Here is an 18,797-nt window from a genome sequence, read left to right as displayed (position 1 = left end):
ATCAAAAAAGTGTAGAGGGACGCCCTGATTCTAGTATATGTACGTATTTTCCGACTTAGAACTAAAAAAAAGAAAACCATCTACGCTTAAAAAAAAGCATAGATGGTTTTCGTGTTGTTTAGCTATTGATAGCTTCCATTTCAGTTGTTAATCGTTCAAGCTCATCAATAAGTTGACCGATATAAGCAATCGTATCTCGAAGTGGCTGGTCTGTTGTAACATCGACACCTGCCATTTGAGCAAGCTCTACAGGCGATTTTGTACCACCAGCTTGCAGAACTGCCAACCATTCATCCACTGCCGTGTCACCTTCTTTTAAAATACGCTGAGATACTTGTGTGGAAATCGTTAAGCCAGCGCTATATGTGTATGGATATAAGCCCATATAATAGTGTGGCTGACGCATCCAAGTAAGCTCCGCTCCCTCAGTGATATCAACAGTGTCACCCCAGAAATCTTCTAGCACGGAGCGTTTTAATTGATTTAAAACCATAGCATTAACAGCTTCTCCAGCGTCGATTAATTCATATACTTTGCGTTGATAGGCGGCTTCTAATAAATGTGTGACAAAGTTATGATAATACGTTTTTGAAACAATATTAGAAATTACCCAACGTTTGAAGCGTAGATCATCGTTATGTGTTAATAAATAATTGGCAAGTAACATTTCATTCATTGTTGATGGTGCTTCTATAAAGTACAACGATGGATGACTGTTAAAATAAGTTTGATGGGCGTGTGTATTCGCAAAATGACCTGCATGTCCTAGCTCATGAATAAGCGTAAATACCTCATTCATACGCTCGTTCCATGACATTAAAATATAAGGATGGCTGCCATAAGGACTTGAACAAAATGCACCAGTCGATTTTCCTTTGTTTGGCGCATAATCAATCCAGCGCTCGTTAAACGCCTTTTCAATCATATTTTTGTAATCCTCGCCCATAACGGCTAACGCTTTTTCAACATAATCCTTTGCTTCTGACATCGTTATTTTAGGATCGTAGTCTGGATCTAGTGCAATTTTTAGGTCGGCAAATGTCATTTTTTCAATACCATTTGCTTGTTGAATTAGTTTTGCGTAGCGGCGCATATGTGGTGCAAGCTCTTTCGTGATTAAATCTATTTGACGATTATAAAGCGATCGATCAACATCTTGATCAAATAATAAATAGTCAATGACAGAATCGAAACCTCGTAAATCAGCCATTGTTTTTTCCTGTTGAATATGTGTGTTATATATTTTTGCAGTTGTGTGCTGATATTCGCGCAACTTATTCGAAAATGCTTGGAATGCAGCACGGCGTACCTTCGTATCAGCATCAAACTCCCAGTCATTTTCGTATAATACAAAGCTAAGTGGGTGTTTTTCTCCATTAGCCTCAAACTCTCCAAAGTGCATATCTACAAGCTTTGTCGTATTATAAGTTTCATATGGTGCCTCAAAAGTTGAGCTAAAAGCAGCTAGTGCTTTTTCAACCTCTGGATGCAGCTGATGAGGCTTCTGTTTTAACAATTCCTCTAAATAGACCTTGTAATTAGGGCTTAATTTAGCAGCTTCCTCTAGAATAGATTCATCTAGTACTAGTAATTCACTGCGTACGAAAGAAAATGCACTACTTATTTTTCCGACTGCTGTACCGAATTTTGCAGCACGCATCTGAGCTACGTTATCTGTATGATCAGCTTGATTATTTAAGCTTGCATAAGCACCAATAGGAACAATGCTCTCCTGTAATGCTTCAAAAGCTGTTAAAACATCAATTACCTTTTGGGCATCAGTAATAGTACCTTGATACTTACGTTCAAAATCCACTGCTTTTTCCACAAGTTGAGCTAAAACAGGCTCAAAATCCGCATCATTTTCAAGTAAATCCTTTAGATCCCATGTTTGTTCTATCGACACATCTTTACGTAATGGTAAAACCTCCATTAATTAACACCCCTTTTCAAGTAAGTGTTTCCATTATATCGAAACTATTTCGGAAAGTGAAATAATTATAGAGAATAGTTTAACTATTCTTAGAAATGGAGGAAGGTTTGAGTGGATTAGTAAAAACACCAGTGACAAAGAGAAAGAAGTTTCGCCGGGAACTACAATCATCAAGGTGCTTATTATTTTGTTCATTGGGAAAAATGTATGTATAGGACATATATCGCAACGCATACTAAAGGCTAGAACAATTGAGACATTGGAGGAGAAATGATGACACAAAACTTAAATAAACAATTGAATAAACTTGTCGCAACATGGTCTGTACTTTATACCAAATTGCATAATTATCATTGGTATGTAACCGGGAATGCCTTCTTTACACTACATGAAAAATTTGAAGAATTATATAATGAAACCACATTAAATCTAGACGAAATAGCAGAGCGTATACTTTCTAAAGATGGAAAACCTGTCGCTACGTTAAAAGAGCACTTAGAGCTATCTTATGTAGACGAGGCGGCAGGGAATGAGACAACAGAGGAAATGGTGGCTACAACAATTTCAGATTTCCAAAAGCTGATGAAAGCTTTAAATTCAACAATGGAGCTTGCGGCAGAAGAAGGGGACGATCGAACAGAGGATTTACTTAATGCGATGTATCAGTCCCTCGAAAAGCATACCTGGATGCTGAAGGCCTTTCTAGGGCATTAGATTATAGGCAATGGGATCTTTTAGCTAGCTCCCATTGCCTATTTGTTTAGTTTATATATTAGTTTAAGTTTGGTTACTGTACAGCTTTTTCATGTTCATGTTTTTTAATAAAGCGTAATCCATGGAGATGCTCTAATTGTGCAACCAGATTACCAATTAGAATAAAGCTACCACCAACTAGTAGTTTTATCGTGATTCCTTCACCGATAAACATCATAGCAAACATAGCTGCAAAAATTGGTTCTAAAGAAAAAATTAGGCCAGTATGTGTAGCAGAAGTGTACTGTTGTGCAACAGTTTGACCTACGAAGCAAAATGCACTACAAATGATACCAAGTCCTAAAATAGCAATCCATGAAGCAGTTGTATTTGGAAGTGTTGGTGATTCAAATAGTACTGTTAATATTAGTGCATAAAGTCCAGCAAAGCCGAGTTGGTAAATGCCGTAGGAAATCGATTCAACGCTTCGAGTAAAGGTGCTGTTTAACAATAAATAAATCGAATAACATAGGGCAGCAATGGCTATTAAAATATCGCCCTTTTGGAAGGTAAATGAGCCTTGAGCTGTTAACACTGTAATTCCAATCATTGTGCAAACAATCGCAAAACTAACTGCTCTTGAAGGCAATTTTCTTTCAACAAAACTACTGAAAATAGGTACTAAGACAACAGTTAGACTTAAAATAAATCCAGCATTAGATACAGAAGTTGTTTCTAGACCGAATAAGCTAAGGACGAATACTGTGAATAACAATAACCCTTGAATTGCTGCATATTTTAAAGTCTTTGTATCGACCTTAATCATGCGTTTATAAAAGATGATACCTGCTGCGAAAAATGCGATAATACAGCGTAATGCCACCACATTAAAGACCGCCAATGTTTCAAGACCCATTACCATAAATGTATAAGACAATCCCCAAAACATTGTCACAATTACCATCAATAAATTTGCTTTTCCTTGGATACTCATGATGCTCACCTACAATCTGTGTACTAAAACAGTTTTATACTAAAAATTACTATATATCTTGTATTGTGATTAGTAAAACGAATGTTTATAATGATTAATATTAAAAAAATTCATGTATATCGAGGGAAAAGCAAATGAGTTTAGTGAAATATGAAGTTTTAAATAAGGTTGCTGAGCTCGAAAGTTTTACAAAGGCAGCAGATGCATTGGGTTTAACTCAATCGGCAGTAAGTCATGCTGTATCGAGCTTAGAGAAGGAATTTGGCTTTGCGCTGATTCACCGAAGCCGGGCAGGTGTGTCCTTAACGAGTGAAGGGCACACGATGCTTCGGGCCATGCGTCATGTACTAGACGCTGAAGAATTATTGCAACAGGAAGCAGCGCATATCCATGGTGTAACGCGGGGGAAAGTACGAATCGGTGTTATTTCAAGTATTTCTTCAAATTGGATGCCAGAAATCGTACGTATTATGGACAATCAATTTCCTGGTATTCAAGTAGAGCTGCGCGAAGGTGATTATTATGAAATTGAACAATGGCTTCAAAGTGGAGAGGTTGATGCAGGATTTTTAAATGGCCAAAAATCTGAGCAATATCAGTTTATCGAGCTACAACAGGACCCGCTTTTATGTATTGTCTCCGAGAAAAGTCCACTCTATGAACGAACAGAGATTGATATTGTTGAACTGGAGGATATGCCGTTTATCCTGACGTCTTATCGTGGTACGAATGACGTTAGGGTAATTTTGGAGCAGTACCATGTGAAGCCCAATATTCGCTTTGAATTATCGGAAGAGGTGGGCATTTTTTCGATGATTTCACATCATTTAGGCATTAGTATTTTACCGCGATTAGTTATTAATCGTTTACCGGCTACTTTAAAAGCTATTCCGTTAAAGCAAGGGGGATATCGTACCATTGGACTTGCTATGAAACATCATGCTTCACCAGTGACCAAGAAATTTGCGGAAATTTTAAGTACTTGGTTGAACAAACAAAATAAGAAATAGGTTATTTTGTCGTTTTACGTTAAAATAGGACATGTATATTTATCTTCATTCAGTAGCGGTCCAAACAACTATTGAATGATAAAGCCTCTGGTTTGAATGGCGTTAAGTTAAGATGTTCGTTAACTTCGTCGCATCCACGCTAATCTAAGCACAATTCAAAATCCGGACGCAAATGCCGCTGAGGCGTAATTGATAAGAAAAAGGTGAGTGAATGGGGACATTACAAGGGAAAACTGTACTCATAACAAGTGGGGGAACACTTGAGAAATGGGATCGAGTACGAGGGCATACGAATTTGTCGAAGGGCAGTATGGGATGCTATTTAGCTGAAGCAGCACTTGCCGCTGGAGCCGATGTATTGTATATGCATGGCTATTTCGCGCAACTTCCTACATCGCAAGATAAAATGCGTACGGTACCATTTGAGGGTATTGAAGATTTAGGAAATAAGGTTCGTCAAGCTGTCCAAGAGGAAAAAGTGGATATTGTGATTATGGCAGCGGCTGGCTCCGATTGGGTGATTGACAAGGTGTATGACCAATCAGGGAACTTAATGGAGGAAGCGGGGAAAATGCCTTCAGACGAGCCACCGATTATCCACTTTAAAAAAGCGCCAAAAATCCTTGGACAAATAAAGGACTGGCAGCCTAATGTGACCCTTATTGGCTTTAAACTAGAAGCAACAAGTGATGTAGATTTCTTACTGGCACGTGCACGCTTGCGTATGGACTCTGCAAATGCACAGTTTATGGTAGCGAATAGCTCGCAGTCCTTATATGGTGAAGACGAACCACATTGGATTGTACCAGCTGAAGGACAACCCATTAAGGTGATGGGCAAAGAACAAACGGCCAAAGCATTAATGGAATGCTTACAAAAACATTAAATCTCTCTTATACGAGTGCGATGTCTATCAACGATGAAGAAAATCATTCAATTTATGCATGCAAAAAAACTGTGCAGACGGAAAGTGCGTCTACACAGTTTTTTTACATGGATATCAGGTATTTAAGAAAAATTCAAAAAGTTGTTTAATATTACTTTTAAATAAGACAATCATCGAACCGTAAAACGAATATTGTAGGCATTCTTTTATTTTTGCTGTGTGTTAAGGGTAAGGTAACTAATGATGCCCATTTTGAATGACCTGTACCTTAGCTAATGGATGAAGTTTTTTTAAATTGGTATGAAAATCCATTAACAAGTGTGCTGTTAATGATCACGCAAACACTTCAAGTAATCTTCAACTATATGGCAGGTTGGGATCCACAACATTTCTTTTTAGAATATCTTGATTTTTGGACAGTAGAAGGCTTTTTGAGAAACTTGTTCTTCAACGGCTATCACCCTGTATTGCCGTGGATTTGTTTCTTTTTCATCGGCCTAATTTTAGGACGGTTAGATTTAACCAATGATACCGTAAGAAAAAGATTGTTGGTCGCTGGTCTTTCTATAACGGTTTTAACTGAATTCATGTCTAAAGTACTGATGAATGTAACAACCAAGTCAGTTCTAGATGCAGATAGCGCGTGGTTCCTTTTTGAAACGGGTCCAATTCCCCCTAATATTTTCTACATCGTTTCAAATACCGCAACGGCACTGATTGTTATTGTAGGCTCCATATATATTGCCGAAAAATTTGCCGAACATGGGCTTGTACGTGCCATTATAAATACAGGTCAATTGACATTGACGCATTATGTAAGCCATGTCTTTATTGGTATTGGCATTTTAATAGTGTTTGACAGACTCGACAATCAAACATTAGCTTTTTCACTGCTATACGCATGTCTTTTTTTCATCGGCAGTATGCTATTCTCTGTGCGCTGGAGACGAAAATATCGTAGAGGCCCCATTGAGCTTATGATGCGAAAAATATCAAAGTAGAAAAGGTGACTGCGTTTAATCGGTGATTGACGCGATACTATCAGCGATTTTTAGTAGAACAAGTAACTGCATTTTCATTCACATGCAACAATGACAGTTGTACATCACACAAAATAGAATAGGCTTTCTTCATAAGTTTCGAGCACCTTTTACTGACAAAATGCACCATTTCGCTTAATTTCATAGTATTCGTCTAGGTTTTCTAATATTTATGTTGACAATAGGTTTTCAGAATTATAGAATTATTTCCAAGAAACGTAATGCCTTATCAAGAGAGGTGAAGGGACTTCGCCCAATAAAGCCTCGGCTACTGATGTGAATCGGTGCCAAACTCAGCAGAGTTTACTGACAGATAAGCGGGTCCATCGAATCATCATGATGCGTTGACCTCTTTTGTACAAAAAAGTATGAAAAAGAAGGGGTGTATCGAATGTCTCAAACAGCAAAGATTGATGACAAGAAATTAGAAGTGATTGCCAATGCTATTCAAAATCTACAATTTGGCGAGGTGCAAATCACCATTCAAGATGGTGTTATTGTGCAAATTAATCGACTTGAAAAGCAAAGATTTCCACAAAAAAAACGAATAATCGCAGCTGACTAGAAATCTGGAGGCCACATCATAAGCAGGAATCTTTCCTTCGCTTATATGTGGTCTTTTTTTGATCCCGCATGAACGGTCAGGCATTGAACTGATCGTAAAAGCCCGATTGGTTCAACGTTGGATCCTTAGGTATGATGAATACCCATTTGATTGAAGTTTTTTCTTAATTAGCAGCGATTTAAAAAGGAGTGAACAGTTTGAGATTAAGGTATTTCATAAATATTGGTGTACTGAGTAGTATATCAATTGTGCTGATGTTATTTAATTTTCCGTTACCACCGTTCCCTAGTTTCTTACAGGTAGATTTTAGTGATGTGCCAGCCTTATTAGCAGCAATGACGATGGGACCAGTTGCAGGAATTTTAGTGGAGCTATTAAAAAATATATTGGATTGGTTATTGTCAGGAAGCATGACTGGTGTACCGGTAGGCCATTTGGCCAACTTTACAACAGGTGTGTTATTCATCATCCCGGTGTATTTCTTCTATTCAAAAATACAAAGTGGGAAGGGGCTTATCATTGGATTGCTTGCAGGTACAGTTTCGATGGCAGTTGGTATGAGCCTTCTGAATTATGTGCTTTTCCTACCGATGTACACCTTGTTTTTAGGAATGGAACCTGTGAAGGGGGATGCTTTAAAAGATATGATTGTTTTAGGGATTTTACCATTCAATCTAGTGAAAGGTGTCATTGTCATGATTGTAACAATGATAGTATTCCGAAATATTCGAGCTTGGATGGCCCAGCAACGTTTGAAATATAATCGTACATATTAAAAACAGGAGGAATAATAATGACGACAAAAACAGTTAAAAAGATTGAAGAAATCGCAACTTCGCTTGCAGAGAAATTTAAGGAAACAGCCATCACGCGAGATCAAACAGGGGGGAATGCTAAAAATGAGCGAGATTTAATACGAGAAAGTGGACTTTTAAAGCTTTTAATTCCGACTGAATATGGTGGTTTAGGAGGTAATTGGCTTGAGGTCCTACAGGTTGTGCGTATTTTTGCTAGAGTAGATAGCTCGCTAGCACATGTTTTTGGTTATCATTTTGTCAATTTAACGACGCCACATTTATGTGGGAGTGAAGAACAAAAAGTGCGTTATTATACGGAAACCGTACAACGAAATTTATTTTGGGGTAATGCCTTTAACCCAATTGATATTAAGTTAACGGCAACGAAGCAGGATAATCATTACATTTTTGAAGGTAAGAAAACATTCTGCTCAGGTAGTGTAGATTCGGATTATTTATTAGTATCAGCGCTGTTAGAAGGGCGGGAAGAGCCATTGTTGGCTATAATACCTACTAAACGAATAGGTATAGAAGTGAAAGAGGATTGGGATAATTTTGGTCAACGTCAGACAGATAGTGGGACAGTCGAATTTCATGCGGTACGTGTGGAACTTAATGAAGTACTGGAGAATGGCTTTAATCGCAATGAGTTTTCTCGCCTTCGTTTAAATATTTCAAGCTTTATCTTAAATCATCTGTATTTAGGTATTGTAGAAGGCGCATTTGAAGCAGCAAGAAATTACACACAAACTGAAACGAGAGCGCGTTCACCGCTCTACACTTCAGCAACAGAGGATCCAATTATTCAAAAACATTTTGGTGAATTTTTTGCTCAAGTAGAGGCGGCCAAATTAGTGGTGGAACGCTCAGATGAATTGTTCCAAAAGCTTTGGCTAAAAGGAAGTAACATTACGCTAGCAGAACGTGAAGCGTTAGACGATGTCACGAATGTTGCGAAAATTGTGACGACAAGAATAGGGTTAGATGTTACCTCTCGTATGTTCGAGGTGATGGAAAGTCGTGCTACAGCAAATCGTTACGGCTTTGATCGCTACTGGCGTAATTTACGGACGATGACGCTACATGTGCCAGTAGATACGACTATACAAGAATTAGGAAGACGTGTCTTACAACGTTAAAAGGGGTGAATATCATGGTGCTATTAGAGCGTGAAGAGGAGCATAACAATAATGACTTGGAGGAGGCGATTAAGGTACTTGCGCCAACAACAAAAAATAAAATAGAGGCGAAAAACATTCATTTCGATTATCAAGATGTCTGCATTTTAAACGACATTTCGATAAATGTGCAGGAAGGTGAATTTCTCGTTCTAATGGGCCCGAGTGGTTGTGGAAAAAGTACCTTTCTTCGTTTGCTTGCAGGACTCGAGCAACCAAACGCTGGAGATATTACGATTGATGATGTGTCGCTACAAATACAGGCGCCAGATTGCGGCGTAGTATTTCAAGATTATTCATTGTTTCCTTGGTTAACGGCACGCAGCAATATCGTGCTTGCATTAAAACAAAAGCTTGGGAAAACGAAAAAGAAACAAGCATTACAACAGCTTGCAGAAGATTATTTGAAGCTTGTCAATCTAGGCCATGCCATTACAAAATATCCTGGTCAAATGTCTGGAGGGATGAAGCAACGTGCAGCCATAGCCCGTGCATTGGCTTACGGATCTGATTTACTACTAATGGATGAACCATTCGGAGCACTTGATCCGATTACTCGCATTCAACTACAAGATTTAATGCTCCAAATTAGTCGGGAACAAAAACGCACCATTGTTTTTGTGACACATGATGCTGATGAAGCAATCTATTTGGCAGATCGCATTATCATGTTTGGTCTTGGCAAAAAAGGGGCTGTGACGACTAGTTTAGATGTACCGTTTAAACGGAAAACGACAAATCGTAAAAAACTATTTGAAAGTGAGGAGTTTTTAACGTTCAGAGACAATGTATATGAAGTAATGAATAAAGAGATACTCAATCAAATTGAAGAAACATCACTTGTGACAGCGGATGGCGCAGGGATTTAAGGAGGAACTAGTTTGCAAAAGCGTAGATGGAAAAAATCAATTTATACATTTTTGGGAGGTGTCAGTTTACTTGCTCTAACAGCATGTGGCACGGATGAAAAAGTTAGTGAGCCAGCTTCAGCAGAGGATTTGTCGGAGAAAACGTATGATATTAAGGTCGGATATAGTCAATCCAGCGGTGCGCCATTATTAGATGTTGCGCTGCAAGAAGGCTTTTTTGAGGATGTCGGCGTCAATATCGAACGTATTGGTTTTGCGAACTCTGCTGACGGATTAAATGCGCTGCAAGCAGGGAAAATCGATGTCGGTCTGTCATTTGGCACAGCCGGTCCACTGACGTTCATTTCAAATGGTTCTGATTTCAAAATTATCGGTGGGCATTTAGAAGGTGGACATCCGATTTTAACGAAAACAGAAAATGCTAACCAATACAAAACATTAGCAGATTACAAGGGTAAGAAAGTTGGTACGATTCGTATCTTCACGTCGGATATCGTCTTTCGTTCAGCATTAGCAGAGGAAGGAATAGATTGGGAGAAAGATTTAGAAATTATCGAGTTTAAAACGGGCAGCATGTTATTAGAGGCAGTTGCTTCCGGAAAAGTAGATGTGGCAGTTTCCGCAAACTCATTCTATGCACAAGCACTTGAAATGGGCTTGGAGGCAGTAAGTTGGAGCAACGATTTACAGCCATCCCATGTGTGCTGTCGTGTCGTAACAAAAGAAGAGCTGTTAAAAGAAGATGATGGCGAAGGCTATAAACGCTTCCTGAAGGCATTAATTTTGGCAGAGCGTACGAAGATTGAGCATCCAGAAAAAGCGGTGGAAGCTGCACGAGAACATTTAAAGGTAGATGATGAAGTGATTAACGCCATTGTCAACGAGGGTCATTCTAATTATTCAGCAGATCCAAACAAAGACAGCGTTATCGCCATGTGGAGTCAAATGCAAGAAATAGGTTATGTCGAGGATGTTGAGGATATTGATATTAATGAATATATCAATATTGAATTATATGAAAGAGCACTGAATGAGTTAATAGAAGAACATCCATCTGATGATTATTTTAAACAATTACTAGAAAAATTTAATGCACAAAATGCCTAAGTAAAGGAGGGACACTCTATGCGCCAATTTTTTAAGCAATATAGCATCACGATTTTAATTGGGCTAATTGTACTTGTAGCCTGGGCGCTGTTCACGAAATATGCGAGCTGGATTAATCCTGTGATTTTCCCAGAGCCCCTTGTAGTGTGGACGTCCCTGCAAGAAAAAGTCCAAGAGTTATTTAGCGGTTTTATCAGTTCCATGCAGCTATTATTGCCGGCATATGTGGGCGCACTAATCATTGGTATCGCAGGCGGTGTATTTTTCGGCTTGCATCATCAATCACGCAAAATTTTAATGCCGTATTTTCATGCATTCAGTCCAATTCCACCGACATTATTTATACCCTATGTCATTGCGTTAATGCCGACGTTTCAATCGGCATCAACGTCACTCATTTTTATCGGTGCGTTTTGGCCTATCTTTTTAGGGGCTATTCAAGGGGTATTACTCATTGAGCAACACTATTTAGACAATGCAAAAACTCTTGGTTTGAAAGGCTTCGACTTTTTAGCAAAAGTCATACTTCCTGCAAGTTCCCCGCATATTTTAGCAGGTGCTGGATCGTCACTAGGGATGTCCTTTTTAATCTTAACGATTGCAGAAATGTTTGGGGCATCGTCCGGGATGGGTTACTTCATTCAATACTATGCGGATTTCTCACAATACCATTTCGTACTAGCAGGCATTATTTTCAACAGTATGATTATTCTGGCGTTCATGATTGGTTTTGACAAACTAAAAAAACGTCTGCTTTTTTGGACGAATATGAAGGCTGAATCGAAATGACAGGTAAGCGATTGATGCAAGTGTTAACGATGGTGCTCATCTTAATAGCACTTAGCTATAGCGTATATGTGAATGGTTTTGCAAAAGAAAAAACAAAGCTTCTTGCGGCAAAACAAATGGCGCCTACTTTTATACTGACAAATACAGCAGGTCAAAAGGTTCGATTAGAGGATACTAAGGGACAAGGGCTAATTTTAAATTTTTGGGCCACGTACTGCCCGCCTTGTAAAAAAGAAATGCCATTATTAGATGCCCAATCAAAAAATATAGCAGTTATCACGGTCAATGTAGGGGAGCCTACGCGGCTGGTGAATCAATTTTTACAAAAACAGCAGTTAACGCTGCCCACATTATTAGACCGCGAACAGAAAGTGTATATCCTCTATCAAGTGACGAATCTACCGACCACATTTTTTGTGAATGCAAAGGGCGAGATCGTTGACAAAGTCGTAGGGGAATTAAACGAACAACTATTAAAAGAAAAGATTGCACAAATACAACCAAAGTAAAGGGAGAGATTTTAATGACGAATGAATTCAAACAAGACACAATCGCATTACATGGTGGGCAAACAGTTGACCCTATTACACGTTCTCGTGCTGTGCCACTTTACCAAACGACATCCTACGTATTTGATGATACGGAACATGCAGCGTTCCTCTTTAAGTTACAAAGTAGCGGCTACTTATATTCACGCAATGCCAATCCGACAAATGATGTGTTAGAAAAACGTCTTGCAGCGCTTGAGGGTGGTGTGGGTGCATTTGCGGTCGCTTCTGGGCAAGCGGCTGTGCTATTAGCAGTATTAACTGTGGCACAAGTGGGCGATGAAATTGTCGCAACTAATGCGTTATATGGTGGCACTTATACATTATTTGAACGGACACTACCACGCTTTGGTATTACAGTGCGCTTTGTTGACGGGGCAGATTTGACAGCAATTGAAACAGCTATTAATGATAAAACAAAAGCGGTATTCACAGAAACAATCGGTAACCCAAGTTTGCAAATTGCTGATATCGAGGGCATTAGTGAAGTGGCTCATCGTCATGGCGTGCCAGTAATTGTCGATAACACATTCGCCACACCTTATTTAGCGAAGCCATTTGAACATGGCGCCGATATTATTGTCCACTCAACGACGAAATTTATCGGTGGGCACGGGACATCTATCGGTGGAGCTATCATCGATAGTGGGAACTTTGAATGGAATACTCAACGTTTCCCAGCATTTGTCGAAAGCAACCCATTGATCGACAATCGTTCATTTGTTGAAGCGGCAGGAAAAGCAGCGTTTGTAACGAAAGCACGCTTTGAGCTTGGGCATGATTTAGGGGCTACTTTATCGCCATTTAATGCTTGGTTATTTATTCAAGGTTTAGAGTCACTATCTGTTCGTATTCGTCAGCATGTATCGAATGCCCAGGCGGTTGCCACGTTTTTAGAGCAACATGATTTAGTGGAATGGGTGAATTATCCGACACTAGCGGGAAATGCACAGCAGGGTATTGCCGCGAAATATTTGCCAAAAGGCGCGGGCTCAATTTTCAGCTTTGGCATTAAAGGTGGTCTAGAGGCAGCCAAAACGTTCATTAATGCAGTGGAGCTTTTATCGCATGTTGCGAATGTTGGTGATTCAAAATCACTTGTCATTCACCCAGCAAGTACATCCCATTCTCGTTTAACACCAGCCCAACAAATTAGTAGTGGTGTCACACCAGAGTTAATTCGTCTATCGATTGGCTTAGAAGATATTGACGATATTTTAGCAGACTTAGAGCAAGCACTACAAAAAGCAAGCGTGCAAGCTTTAGTGACAGCGAAGGAGGAGCAATAATATGACAATTGCAGTTGTAGTTAATGATGCAGGCATTATCACAACCATCACAGAAGGCAGCGTGTTACGCATTCTAGCGCACGATGGTAGTACAGAGAATTTCCGTAATCCTGCACTAGATTTAACAGAAGGTCGCCGTGGTGCAGCACTACGTTTAGCCATTGAAAAGGGCGCAAAGATATTTGTTGCACCACCGGAGACGTTTTGTGAACTATCTTATGCGAAAGCACAAAGTGAAAACATTCAATTTTATCACCTGCCTAGTAATAGTCCCTATGAAGCATTTACAACAGCATTAGCGAACGGAGAAATAACACTTTCTACGACATTACCAGAAGCAGAAATTTTACCGAGTGTACCTGTGAAAAAATAATAAAAGATATGGAGGAATGAGCATGGTTGAATTTATTACAATGGCCCCTACTTCAGGAGATAGTGAGTATGTAGGTGCTCCATCGAAGGACAAAAATATTGATGGTTGGACTGGTACTGGTACGGATGCCAATCGTGAACCGTCTGTTGACTATATTACAAAAGTTGCACAGGCTGCAGAACGCGGAGGTTTCTCAACGCTATTACTGCCAATTGGTGGCTCATGCATCGACTCACTTGTTGCGGCATCACACTTAACAGCTAGAACCGAAACTTTAAAATTTCTATATGCAGTTCGTCCAAGTTCAACAGCACCGACGATTTTGGCAAAGCAGTTTGCTTCCATTGATGAATGGTCGAATGGTCGTATCAACGTTAACATCGTTACAGGTGGTTCACCACAGGAGTTAGCAAGTGATGGAGATTTGCTATCTCACACAGAGCGCTATCGTCGCACGCGTGAATATATCTATATCTTAAAACGACTGTTTACGGGCGAGAAATTTGATTTTAACGGTGAATTCTATCAGTTAAGAGGTGCGTATTTACCACGATTACCAAAACAAACACCACCTATTTTCTTTGGAGGTTCCTCGGATGTAGCAAAAGCGGTAGCGGCAGATTTAGCTGATGTATACATGCTATGGGGAGAAACATTAGAAAATACGAAGGTAGAAATTGATTCGGTGAAGGCGCTCGCATCACAAAAAGGTCGAGAGCTGTCGTATAGTTTTTCATTCCAAGTGGTCATTGGTGATACGGAAGAAGAAGCATGGGCGAAAGCAAATAAACTCATTAGTCAGGTAGATCCAGAATTTTTAGCATTGAAACATCAACAAACACTAGCAAATGGGGCAGTGGGTGTGAATCGATTGCATACGTTAATGGTGGCGTCAAAAGATAATAATTTTGTCATTGGACCAAATTTATGGGCGGGTTTAACGCAAGTATTGTCTGGTAATTCCATTGCATTAGTAGGCACACCAGACCAAGTTGCAGCACGTATCGTTGAATATGTGGATTTAGGTTTCGATAAAGTGCTATTACGCGGATTCCCTCATTTAGAGACCATCGAAGAGGTTGGCCAAAAAGTAATTCCACGTGTTCGTGCATTATTAGCGGAGCGCGAAGCAAAAGTCGTATAAGGAGGAGTGAAACGATGACAAAAAAACAAATGAAACTAGGCGTCTTTTTAATGGGCACAGGGCATCATATTGCCTCATGGCGTCATCCAGATGTGCCGAGGGATGCAAGTGAAAGTATTGCATTTTTTCAGCACATCGCACAAGTAGCAGAAGCTGGAAAACTAGATATGTTGTTTTTAAGCGATGGGCTATCGTTTAACCATCTATCGCACCCAGCTGAACTTGTGCGCTTTGAACCGTTAACATTGCATGCGGCATTATCAACCGTGACGAAAAATATCGGCTTAACAGCAACGGCTTCGACAACATATAATGAGCCATTTCATGTAGCCCGAAAGTTCTCCTCGCTCGATCATTTAAGTGGTGGTCGTGCAGGGTGGAATGTGGTGACATCATATTACGAAGCAGAGGCGTTGAACTTTAATCAAAATTCACATTTAGACCATACGCTTCGTTATGATCGTGCCGAAGAATTTGTAGAAGTAGTAAAGGGGTTATGGGATAGCTGGGAGCAAGAGGCGCTTATCCGAGATAAAGACCATGGCACTTATTTTGATAAGCAGAAGCTACACACATTGTCTTTCAAGGGCAAGTATTATGCAGTGAAGGGACCATTGAATTCATCTCGTTCTCCACAAGGACGTCCAGTCATAGTGCAGGCAGGCTCGTCGGAATCGGGCACAGATTTAGCTGCTAAAACAGCCGATGTTATTTTTACTGCACAGCAAACATTAGAGGATGCCCAGTTCTTCTATAAAAAGCTAAAGGATAAGGCGGTAGCCTTTGGGCGCAATGCAGATGATGTGAAAATTATGCCCGGTGTGTCACCGTATGTAGGTGATACAGAGGAAGAAGCCTATGCGAAATACGAACAATTGCAAAGTCTAATTACACCTGAAATTGGCTTGGATTTCTTGTCAGATTATTTAGGGGGATTTGATTTTTCAGGCTATGATCTAGATGGCCCACTACCGAAAGATATTCCCCTGACGAACGGCAATCAAAGTCGTCAACAGTTGATTGTGGCGTTGGCAGAGCGTGAGCAGCTGTCCATTCGTGAATTGTATTTACGTATTGCAGGCTCACGCGGGCATCGTTTTATTTTTGGGACGCCTGAACAAATTGCCGATCAGCTAGCGGAATGGATGGATAAGGGTGCAGCGGATGGTTTTAATATTATGCCGCCATATTTCCCAGACGGATTTACGGACTTTGTGGAAAAGGTAGTGCCTATTCTACAACAACGAGGTATTTTTCGTACAGCATACGAGGGCACAACATTACGAGAAAATTTAGGTTTACCACAGGTCGAGTCACGGTATGACAAGGTAGAAGTTTAACTTCTTTCCGCATTCATCCCTTACCTCTATAGGTAATGAGATGAATGCGGTTTAAGCTACTTTTCAGCGAGTGTCCAAACTCCCGCTGAAATAGAGAAACTCAGGCTATAACTTCCCATCCTGTGAAAATGACTGGGTGACCAACACTACGTTGGCCAATAGTGGATAAAGATAGGGACGTCCGTGGCGAAACGGCGTTCTTTTTATTTGATATGGGTAAGATTAGTGTCTGTTAAAGCTTTGAATAGCTTTTGAGAATCTTCTCTATTGAGATGCTTCCTGTGTAAGATATGTCCACCTATGAACAATAGAATTTTAGTTGTACGATAGATATATGAATGAAAGTGGGTTGATCCTACCAAAAAAGGAGTTACCTCAAGGTGTGAATTTGAGATAACTCTCTTTCCAATAGAAATAGAAATGACATATACGCATAAAGCGAATGACCTGCGTAAATGAATAGTGAAGTGCCACTTTTTTTCTTAGCATATGACTATAAAGGGGTAGGTTAATCGTAAAAGCTTGTAGGAATTTGACCTAAATGCCGACGATGATAGAGCAGTGGTTCTTTTTGCGCATTATTAATTTCCAAGACATGCCCAATGAATATTGTATGGTCACCTGCATCGACTTGCTTGAATGTTTTGCATTGTAATGTCGACAATGTAGCATGTAAAATCGGTAAACCATGTCCGGAAGTTGACCAAGTTGTTTGGGCAAAGCGGTCCGGAATTTTACTCGAAAATAATGTACATAAATGTGCTTGCTCGCTCGCTAAAATATTGACGGCAAATTTTTGGGCTGCTAGAAATGGCGCATGAAGTTGTGATCTTTTATCGAGCGACCATAAGATGAGCAATGGATCAATAGAAACAGATGCAAAGGAATTGACCGTTAAGCCAATAGGTTCGTGCGCGTCATTATAAGCTGTAACAACTGTGACGCCTGTTGGGTAATTGCCTAAAGCTTGTTTAAATGCAGTTACTTTGTCAGTCATGTCAATCACCTCTTGTTATTTTATGATAAAAACACATTGTTCTACGGGCACAATATCTTTTTAATACGCTCAACAGTTGTTTGTTCTAGCCGTGTCATTTAAAGCGAGCTGCCAAAATCTATCATGCTGCACCTTTAATAAAACGACGATGCGGCCCGTTTGTGAATAAAATGCGGAAGGAGCATTTTTCGCCGCTACTTCAATAACTTCTTGTAACCGTCTATCGGAAAGAGGCGAAGCTTTCGATAGACCAAAAATGGAAAGTCTATCTTGGAGGGCTTTGTAAAATGCAGTTGTCATAATCTATAAAAAATCCTTAACTATTAGAAAATTCTTAATATTATTTTAAACCAATAAAACTAACAGGTAAAGTATATAATGAAAAAATGAAAGGGGGCACAATCATGACTTTATATTTCGACCATTTAGTTCATCAAGTTCAGTCACCAGAGAATATAAAAGATTTCTTAAATAAGCGCAATATCCATACCGTGAATGGTGGTCAGCACACAATGTGGGGAACGTATAATACACTAAGTTATTTTGGCTTAACATATATTGAGCAAATAGCTGTGTATGATCGAGCATTATTTGAGGAGGCGGCGAAGTACCCTTATACATTACATCATACGTTTAAGGGGAATAATGAGCATTACGGATTTTCACGCATTGCTTTACGTACCACTAATATTGACGAAGAGGCAACTCGTTTACGTACGCTGGGACTAGAAGTTTTCGGACCTGATGCTTGTAGTCGAACACGGCCAGATGGTTCAGTGGTGAAATGGAAGCTTTTACACTATGGTCTGCCGGGGCAAGCCATTGATTTTCCATTTTTAATCGAATGGGCAGATGGCGATCAAGAGCGCTATGCGCAATTAGAGGCAAGTGGAGCGATCAAAACGGCACAGCCTATTACGATGGAGTCTGTGCAATTTTATGTACGAGATGCCGAAGCTACGGTGCAACGATGGCAGGAAGTCTTACAATTGCCCGAGCCCGACATACAACCACAACGTATATCCTTACAGTTGCCGAATATGCGCTTAGATTTTTATGAAGAGGCACAGGCCACTAAAATGATGCTGGGTCGTAAAAGTGAAGGTCCATTTGGGGTAACGTTAAAAGATAACGAACGAAAAAAGGAAACATTAATCTTCCCAGGCGCTTTTTATTGGATCAATTCATAATAACTAGTTGAGCGAGTAACCGCCACTAGAAATGCTTAAACTATTCATACTTAGA

The 18,797-nt window shown here is 39.8% G+C and carries 20 protein-coding genes and 1 riboswitch; of the genes, 16 read left to right on the top strand and 4 right to left on the bottom strand.

The annotated features are described in order from the left end of the window. Positions 1-118: 118 nt before the first annotated feature. Positions 119-1,933 carry an oligoendopeptidase F gene (gene pepF / locus ACIQXF_RS11605; protein ID WP_402782978.1) on the bottom strand — a complete coding sequence of 605 codons (1,815 nt, stop codon included), beginning with the start codon at positions 1,931-1,933 and terminating at the stop codon, positions 119-121. Between the two features lie 273 nt (positions 1,934-2,206). On the opposite strand from pepF, the gene ACIQXF_RS11600 reads away from it, so the two are divergent. Then, positions 2,207-2,647, top strand: coding sequence for a Dps family protein (locus ACIQXF_RS11600; RefSeq protein ID WP_402783035.1), 441 nt, complete (start codon positions 2,207-2,209; stop codon positions 2,645-2,647). Positions 2,648-2,720: 73 nt separating this feature from the next. Here ACIQXF_RS11600 and ACIQXF_RS11595 read toward each other — a convergent pair whose 3' ends face one another. Then, positions 2,721-3,620 (bottom strand): DMT family transporter, encoded by a 900-nt coding sequence (locus tag ACIQXF_RS11595; protein WP_402782976.1) that lies wholly within the window; start codon positions 3,618-3,620, stop codon positions 2,721-2,723. 134 nt (positions 3,621-3,754) lie between these two features. Here ACIQXF_RS11595 and ACIQXF_RS11590 point away from each other — a divergent pair, with 134 nt between their 5' ends. The 14 genes from ACIQXF_RS11590 (at position 3,755) to ACIQXF_RS11525 (ending at position 16,555) form a co-directional block, all read left to right on the top strand. After that, the gene (locus ACIQXF_RS11590) at positions 3,755-4,630 is read left to right on the top strand and encodes a LysR family transcriptional regulator (protein ID WP_402782975.1); all 876 of its coding nucleotides are present in this window, start codon (positions 3,755-3,757) and stop codon (positions 4,628-4,630) included. Positions 4,631-4,841: 211 nt separating this feature from the next. Then, complete coding sequence (locus ACIQXF_RS11585; RefSeq protein WP_402782973.1) at positions 4,842-5,516, top strand: phosphopantothenoylcysteine decarboxylase domain-containing protein; 675 nt, start codon at positions 4,842-4,844, stop codon at positions 5,514-5,516. A 275-nt stretch (positions 5,517-5,791) separates the two neighbouring features. Beyond that, positions 5,792-6,517 (top strand): DUF418 domain-containing protein, encoded by a 726-nt coding sequence (locus ACIQXF_RS11580; RefSeq protein WP_402782971.1) that lies wholly within the window; start codon positions 5,792-5,794, stop codon positions 6,515-6,517. A gap of 262 nt (positions 6,518-6,779) precedes the next feature. Next, positions 6,780-6,876: riboswitch (SAM riboswitch) on the top strand. A gap of 71 nt (positions 6,877-6,947) precedes the next feature. After that, a complete protein-coding gene (locus ACIQXF_RS11575) occupies positions 6,948-7,121 on the top strand; it encodes a YezD family protein (RefSeq protein WP_402782969.1) in 174 nt (57 codons plus the stop codon). A 188-nt stretch (positions 7,122-7,309) separates the two neighbouring features. Beyond that, positions 7,310-7,897 carry an ECF transporter S component gene (locus ACIQXF_RS11570; protein WP_402782967.1) on the top strand — a complete coding sequence of 196 codons (588 nt, stop codon included), beginning with the start codon at positions 7,310-7,312 and terminating at the stop codon, positions 7,895-7,897. 17 nt (positions 7,898-7,914) lie between these two features. Further along, positions 7,915-9,057 (top strand): acyl-CoA dehydrogenase family protein, encoded by a 1,143-nt coding sequence (locus tag ACIQXF_RS11565; protein WP_402782965.1) that lies wholly within the window; start codon positions 7,915-7,917, stop codon positions 9,055-9,057. A 14-nt stretch (positions 9,058-9,071) separates the two neighbouring features. Further along, positions 9,072-9,965: an ABC transporter ATP-binding protein gene (locus tag ACIQXF_RS11560; RefSeq protein WP_402782963.1), complete on the top strand. Its 894-nt coding sequence runs from the start codon at positions 9,072-9,074 to the stop codon at positions 9,963-9,965. A 12-nt stretch (positions 9,966-9,977) separates the two neighbouring features. Next, on the top strand, positions 9,978-11,072 hold the full coding sequence (locus ACIQXF_RS11555) for an ABC transporter substrate-binding protein (protein WP_402782961.1): 1,095 nt from the start codon (positions 9,978-9,980) through the stop codon (positions 11,070-11,072). An 18-nt stretch (positions 11,073-11,090) separates the two neighbouring features. Beyond that, positions 11,091-11,861, top strand: coding sequence for an ABC transporter permease (locus tag ACIQXF_RS11550; protein WP_402782959.1), 771 nt, complete (start codon positions 11,091-11,093; stop codon positions 11,859-11,861). Further along, positions 11,858-12,370: a redoxin domain-containing protein gene (locus ACIQXF_RS11545; RefSeq protein ID WP_402782957.1), complete on the top strand. Its 513-nt coding sequence runs from the start codon at positions 11,858-11,860 to the stop codon at positions 12,368-12,370. The genes ACIQXF_RS11550 and ACIQXF_RS11545 overlap by 4 nt, the downstream gene beginning before the upstream one ends. Before the next feature lie 14 nt (positions 12,371-12,384). Then, positions 12,385-13,698 carry an O-acetylhomoserine aminocarboxypropyltransferase/cysteine synthase family protein gene (locus tag ACIQXF_RS11540; protein WP_402782955.1) on the top strand — a complete coding sequence of 438 codons (1,314 nt, stop codon included), beginning with the start codon at positions 12,385-12,387 and terminating at the stop codon, positions 13,696-13,698. 1 nt (position 13,699) lies between these two features. After that, positions 13,700-14,071: a NifB/NifX family molybdenum-iron cluster-binding protein gene (locus ACIQXF_RS11535; RefSeq protein WP_402782953.1), complete on the top strand. Its 372-nt coding sequence runs from the start codon at positions 13,700-13,702 to the stop codon at positions 14,069-14,071. Positions 14,072-14,093: 22 nt separating this feature from the next. After that, positions 14,094-15,215 (top strand): LLM class flavin-dependent oxidoreductase, encoded by a 1,122-nt coding sequence (locus tag ACIQXF_RS11530; RefSeq protein ID WP_402782951.1) that lies wholly within the window; start codon positions 14,094-14,096, stop codon positions 15,213-15,215. 14 nt (positions 15,216-15,229) lie between these two features. Further along, a complete protein-coding gene (locus ACIQXF_RS11525) occupies positions 15,230-16,555 on the top strand; it encodes an LLM class flavin-dependent oxidoreductase (RefSeq protein WP_402782949.1) in 1,326 nt (441 codons plus the stop codon). A gap of 508 nt (positions 16,556-17,063) precedes the next feature. On the opposite strand, the gene ACIQXF_RS11520 is transcribed toward ACIQXF_RS11525, so the two are convergent. Together ACIQXF_RS11520 and ACIQXF_RS11515 are read right to left on the bottom strand one after the other, a co-directional pair. Next, entirely contained in the window at positions 17,064-17,552 is a 489-nt protein-coding gene (locus ACIQXF_RS11520; RefSeq protein WP_402782947.1) for a flavin reductase family protein, read from the bottom strand. Between the two features lie 69 nt (positions 17,553-17,621). Continuing rightward, complete coding sequence (locus ACIQXF_RS11515; RefSeq protein WP_402782945.1) at positions 17,622-17,852, bottom strand: nitroreductase family protein; 231 nt, start codon at positions 17,850-17,852, stop codon at positions 17,622-17,624. Positions 17,853-17,956: 104 nt separating this feature from the next. Between ACIQXF_RS11515 and ACIQXF_RS11510 the strand changes: the two genes are divergently transcribed. Next, positions 17,957-18,742, top strand: coding sequence for a VOC family protein (locus ACIQXF_RS11510; RefSeq protein WP_402782943.1), 786 nt, complete (start codon positions 17,957-17,959; stop codon positions 18,740-18,742). Positions 18,743-18,797: the final 55 nt, after the last annotated feature.

The organism is Lysinibacillus sp. NPDC097231 (assembly GCF_044761885.1).
Classification (GTDB): domain Bacteria; phylum Bacillota; class Bacilli; order Bacillales_A; family Planococcaceae; genus Lysinibacillus.
This window is presented reverse-complemented; position numbering and strand designations above follow the sequence as displayed.

What these genes read in the sequence shown, in the direction of transcription:
- ACIQXF_RS11585 (WP_402782973.1), top strand. Translation starts at nt 4,842, where the DNA reads ATGGGGACATTACAAGGGAAAACTGTACTCATAACAAGTGGGGGAACA.
- ACIQXF_RS11535 (WP_402782953.1), top strand. Translation starts at nt 13,700, where the DNA reads ATGACAATTGCAGTTGTAGTTAATGATGCAGGCATTATCACAACCATC.
- ACIQXF_RS11530 (WP_402782951.1), top strand. Translation starts at nt 14,094, where the DNA reads ATGGTTGAATTTATTACAATGGCCCCTACTTCAGGAGATAGTGAGTAT.
- ACIQXF_RS11565 (WP_402782965.1), top strand. Translation starts at nt 7,915, where the DNA reads ATGACGACAAAAACAGTTAAAAAGATTGAAGAAATCGCAACTTCGCTT.
- ACIQXF_RS11575 (WP_402782969.1), top strand. Translation starts at nt 6,948, where the DNA reads ATGTCTCAAACAGCAAAGATTGATGACAAGAAATTAGAAGTGATTGCC.
- ACIQXF_RS11580 (WP_402782971.1), top strand. Translation starts at nt 5,792, where the DNA reads ATGGATGAAGTTTTTTTAAATTGGTATGAAAATCCATTAACAAGTGTG.
- pepF (WP_402782978.1), bottom strand. Translation starts at nt 1,933, where the DNA reads ATGGAGGTTTTACCATTACGTAAAGATGTGTCGATAGAACAAACATGG.
- ACIQXF_RS11595 (WP_402782976.1), bottom strand. Translation starts at nt 3,620, where the DNA reads ATGAGTATCCAAGGAAAAGCAAATTTATTGATGGTAATTGTGACAATG.
- ACIQXF_RS11560 (WP_402782963.1), top strand. Translation starts at nt 9,072, where the DNA reads ATGGTGCTATTAGAGCGTGAAGAGGAGCATAACAATAATGACTTGGAG.
- ACIQXF_RS11590 (WP_402782975.1), top strand. Translation starts at nt 3,755, where the DNA reads ATGAGTTTAGTGAAATATGAAGTTTTAAATAAGGTTGCTGAGCTCGAA.
- ACIQXF_RS11545 (WP_402782957.1), top strand. Translation starts at nt 11,858, where the DNA reads ATGACAGGTAAGCGATTGATGCAAGTGTTAACGATGGTGCTCATCTTA.
- ACIQXF_RS11550 (WP_402782959.1), top strand. Translation starts at nt 11,091, where the DNA reads ATGCGCCAATTTTTTAAGCAATATAGCATCACGATTTTAATTGGGCTA.
- ACIQXF_RS11525 (WP_402782949.1), top strand. Translation starts at nt 15,230, where the DNA reads ATGACAAAAAAACAAATGAAACTAGGCGTCTTTTTAATGGGCACAGGG.
- ACIQXF_RS11600 (WP_402783035.1), top strand. Translation starts at nt 2,207, where the DNA reads ATGACACAAAACTTAAATAAACAATTGAATAAACTTGTCGCAACATGG.
- ACIQXF_RS11515 (WP_402782945.1), bottom strand. Translation starts at nt 17,852, where the DNA reads ATGACAACTGCATTTTACAAAGCCCTCCAAGATAGACTTTCCATTTTT.
- ACIQXF_RS11540 (WP_402782955.1), top strand. Translation starts at nt 12,385, where the DNA reads ATGACGAATGAATTCAAACAAGACACAATCGCATTACATGGTGGGCAA.
- ACIQXF_RS11520 (WP_402782947.1), bottom strand. Translation starts at nt 17,552, where the DNA reads ATGACTGACAAAGTAACTGCATTTAAACAAGCTTTAGGCAATTACCCA.
- ACIQXF_RS11510 (WP_402782943.1), top strand. Translation starts at nt 17,957, where the DNA reads ATGACTTTATATTTCGACCATTTAGTTCATCAAGTTCAGTCACCAGAG.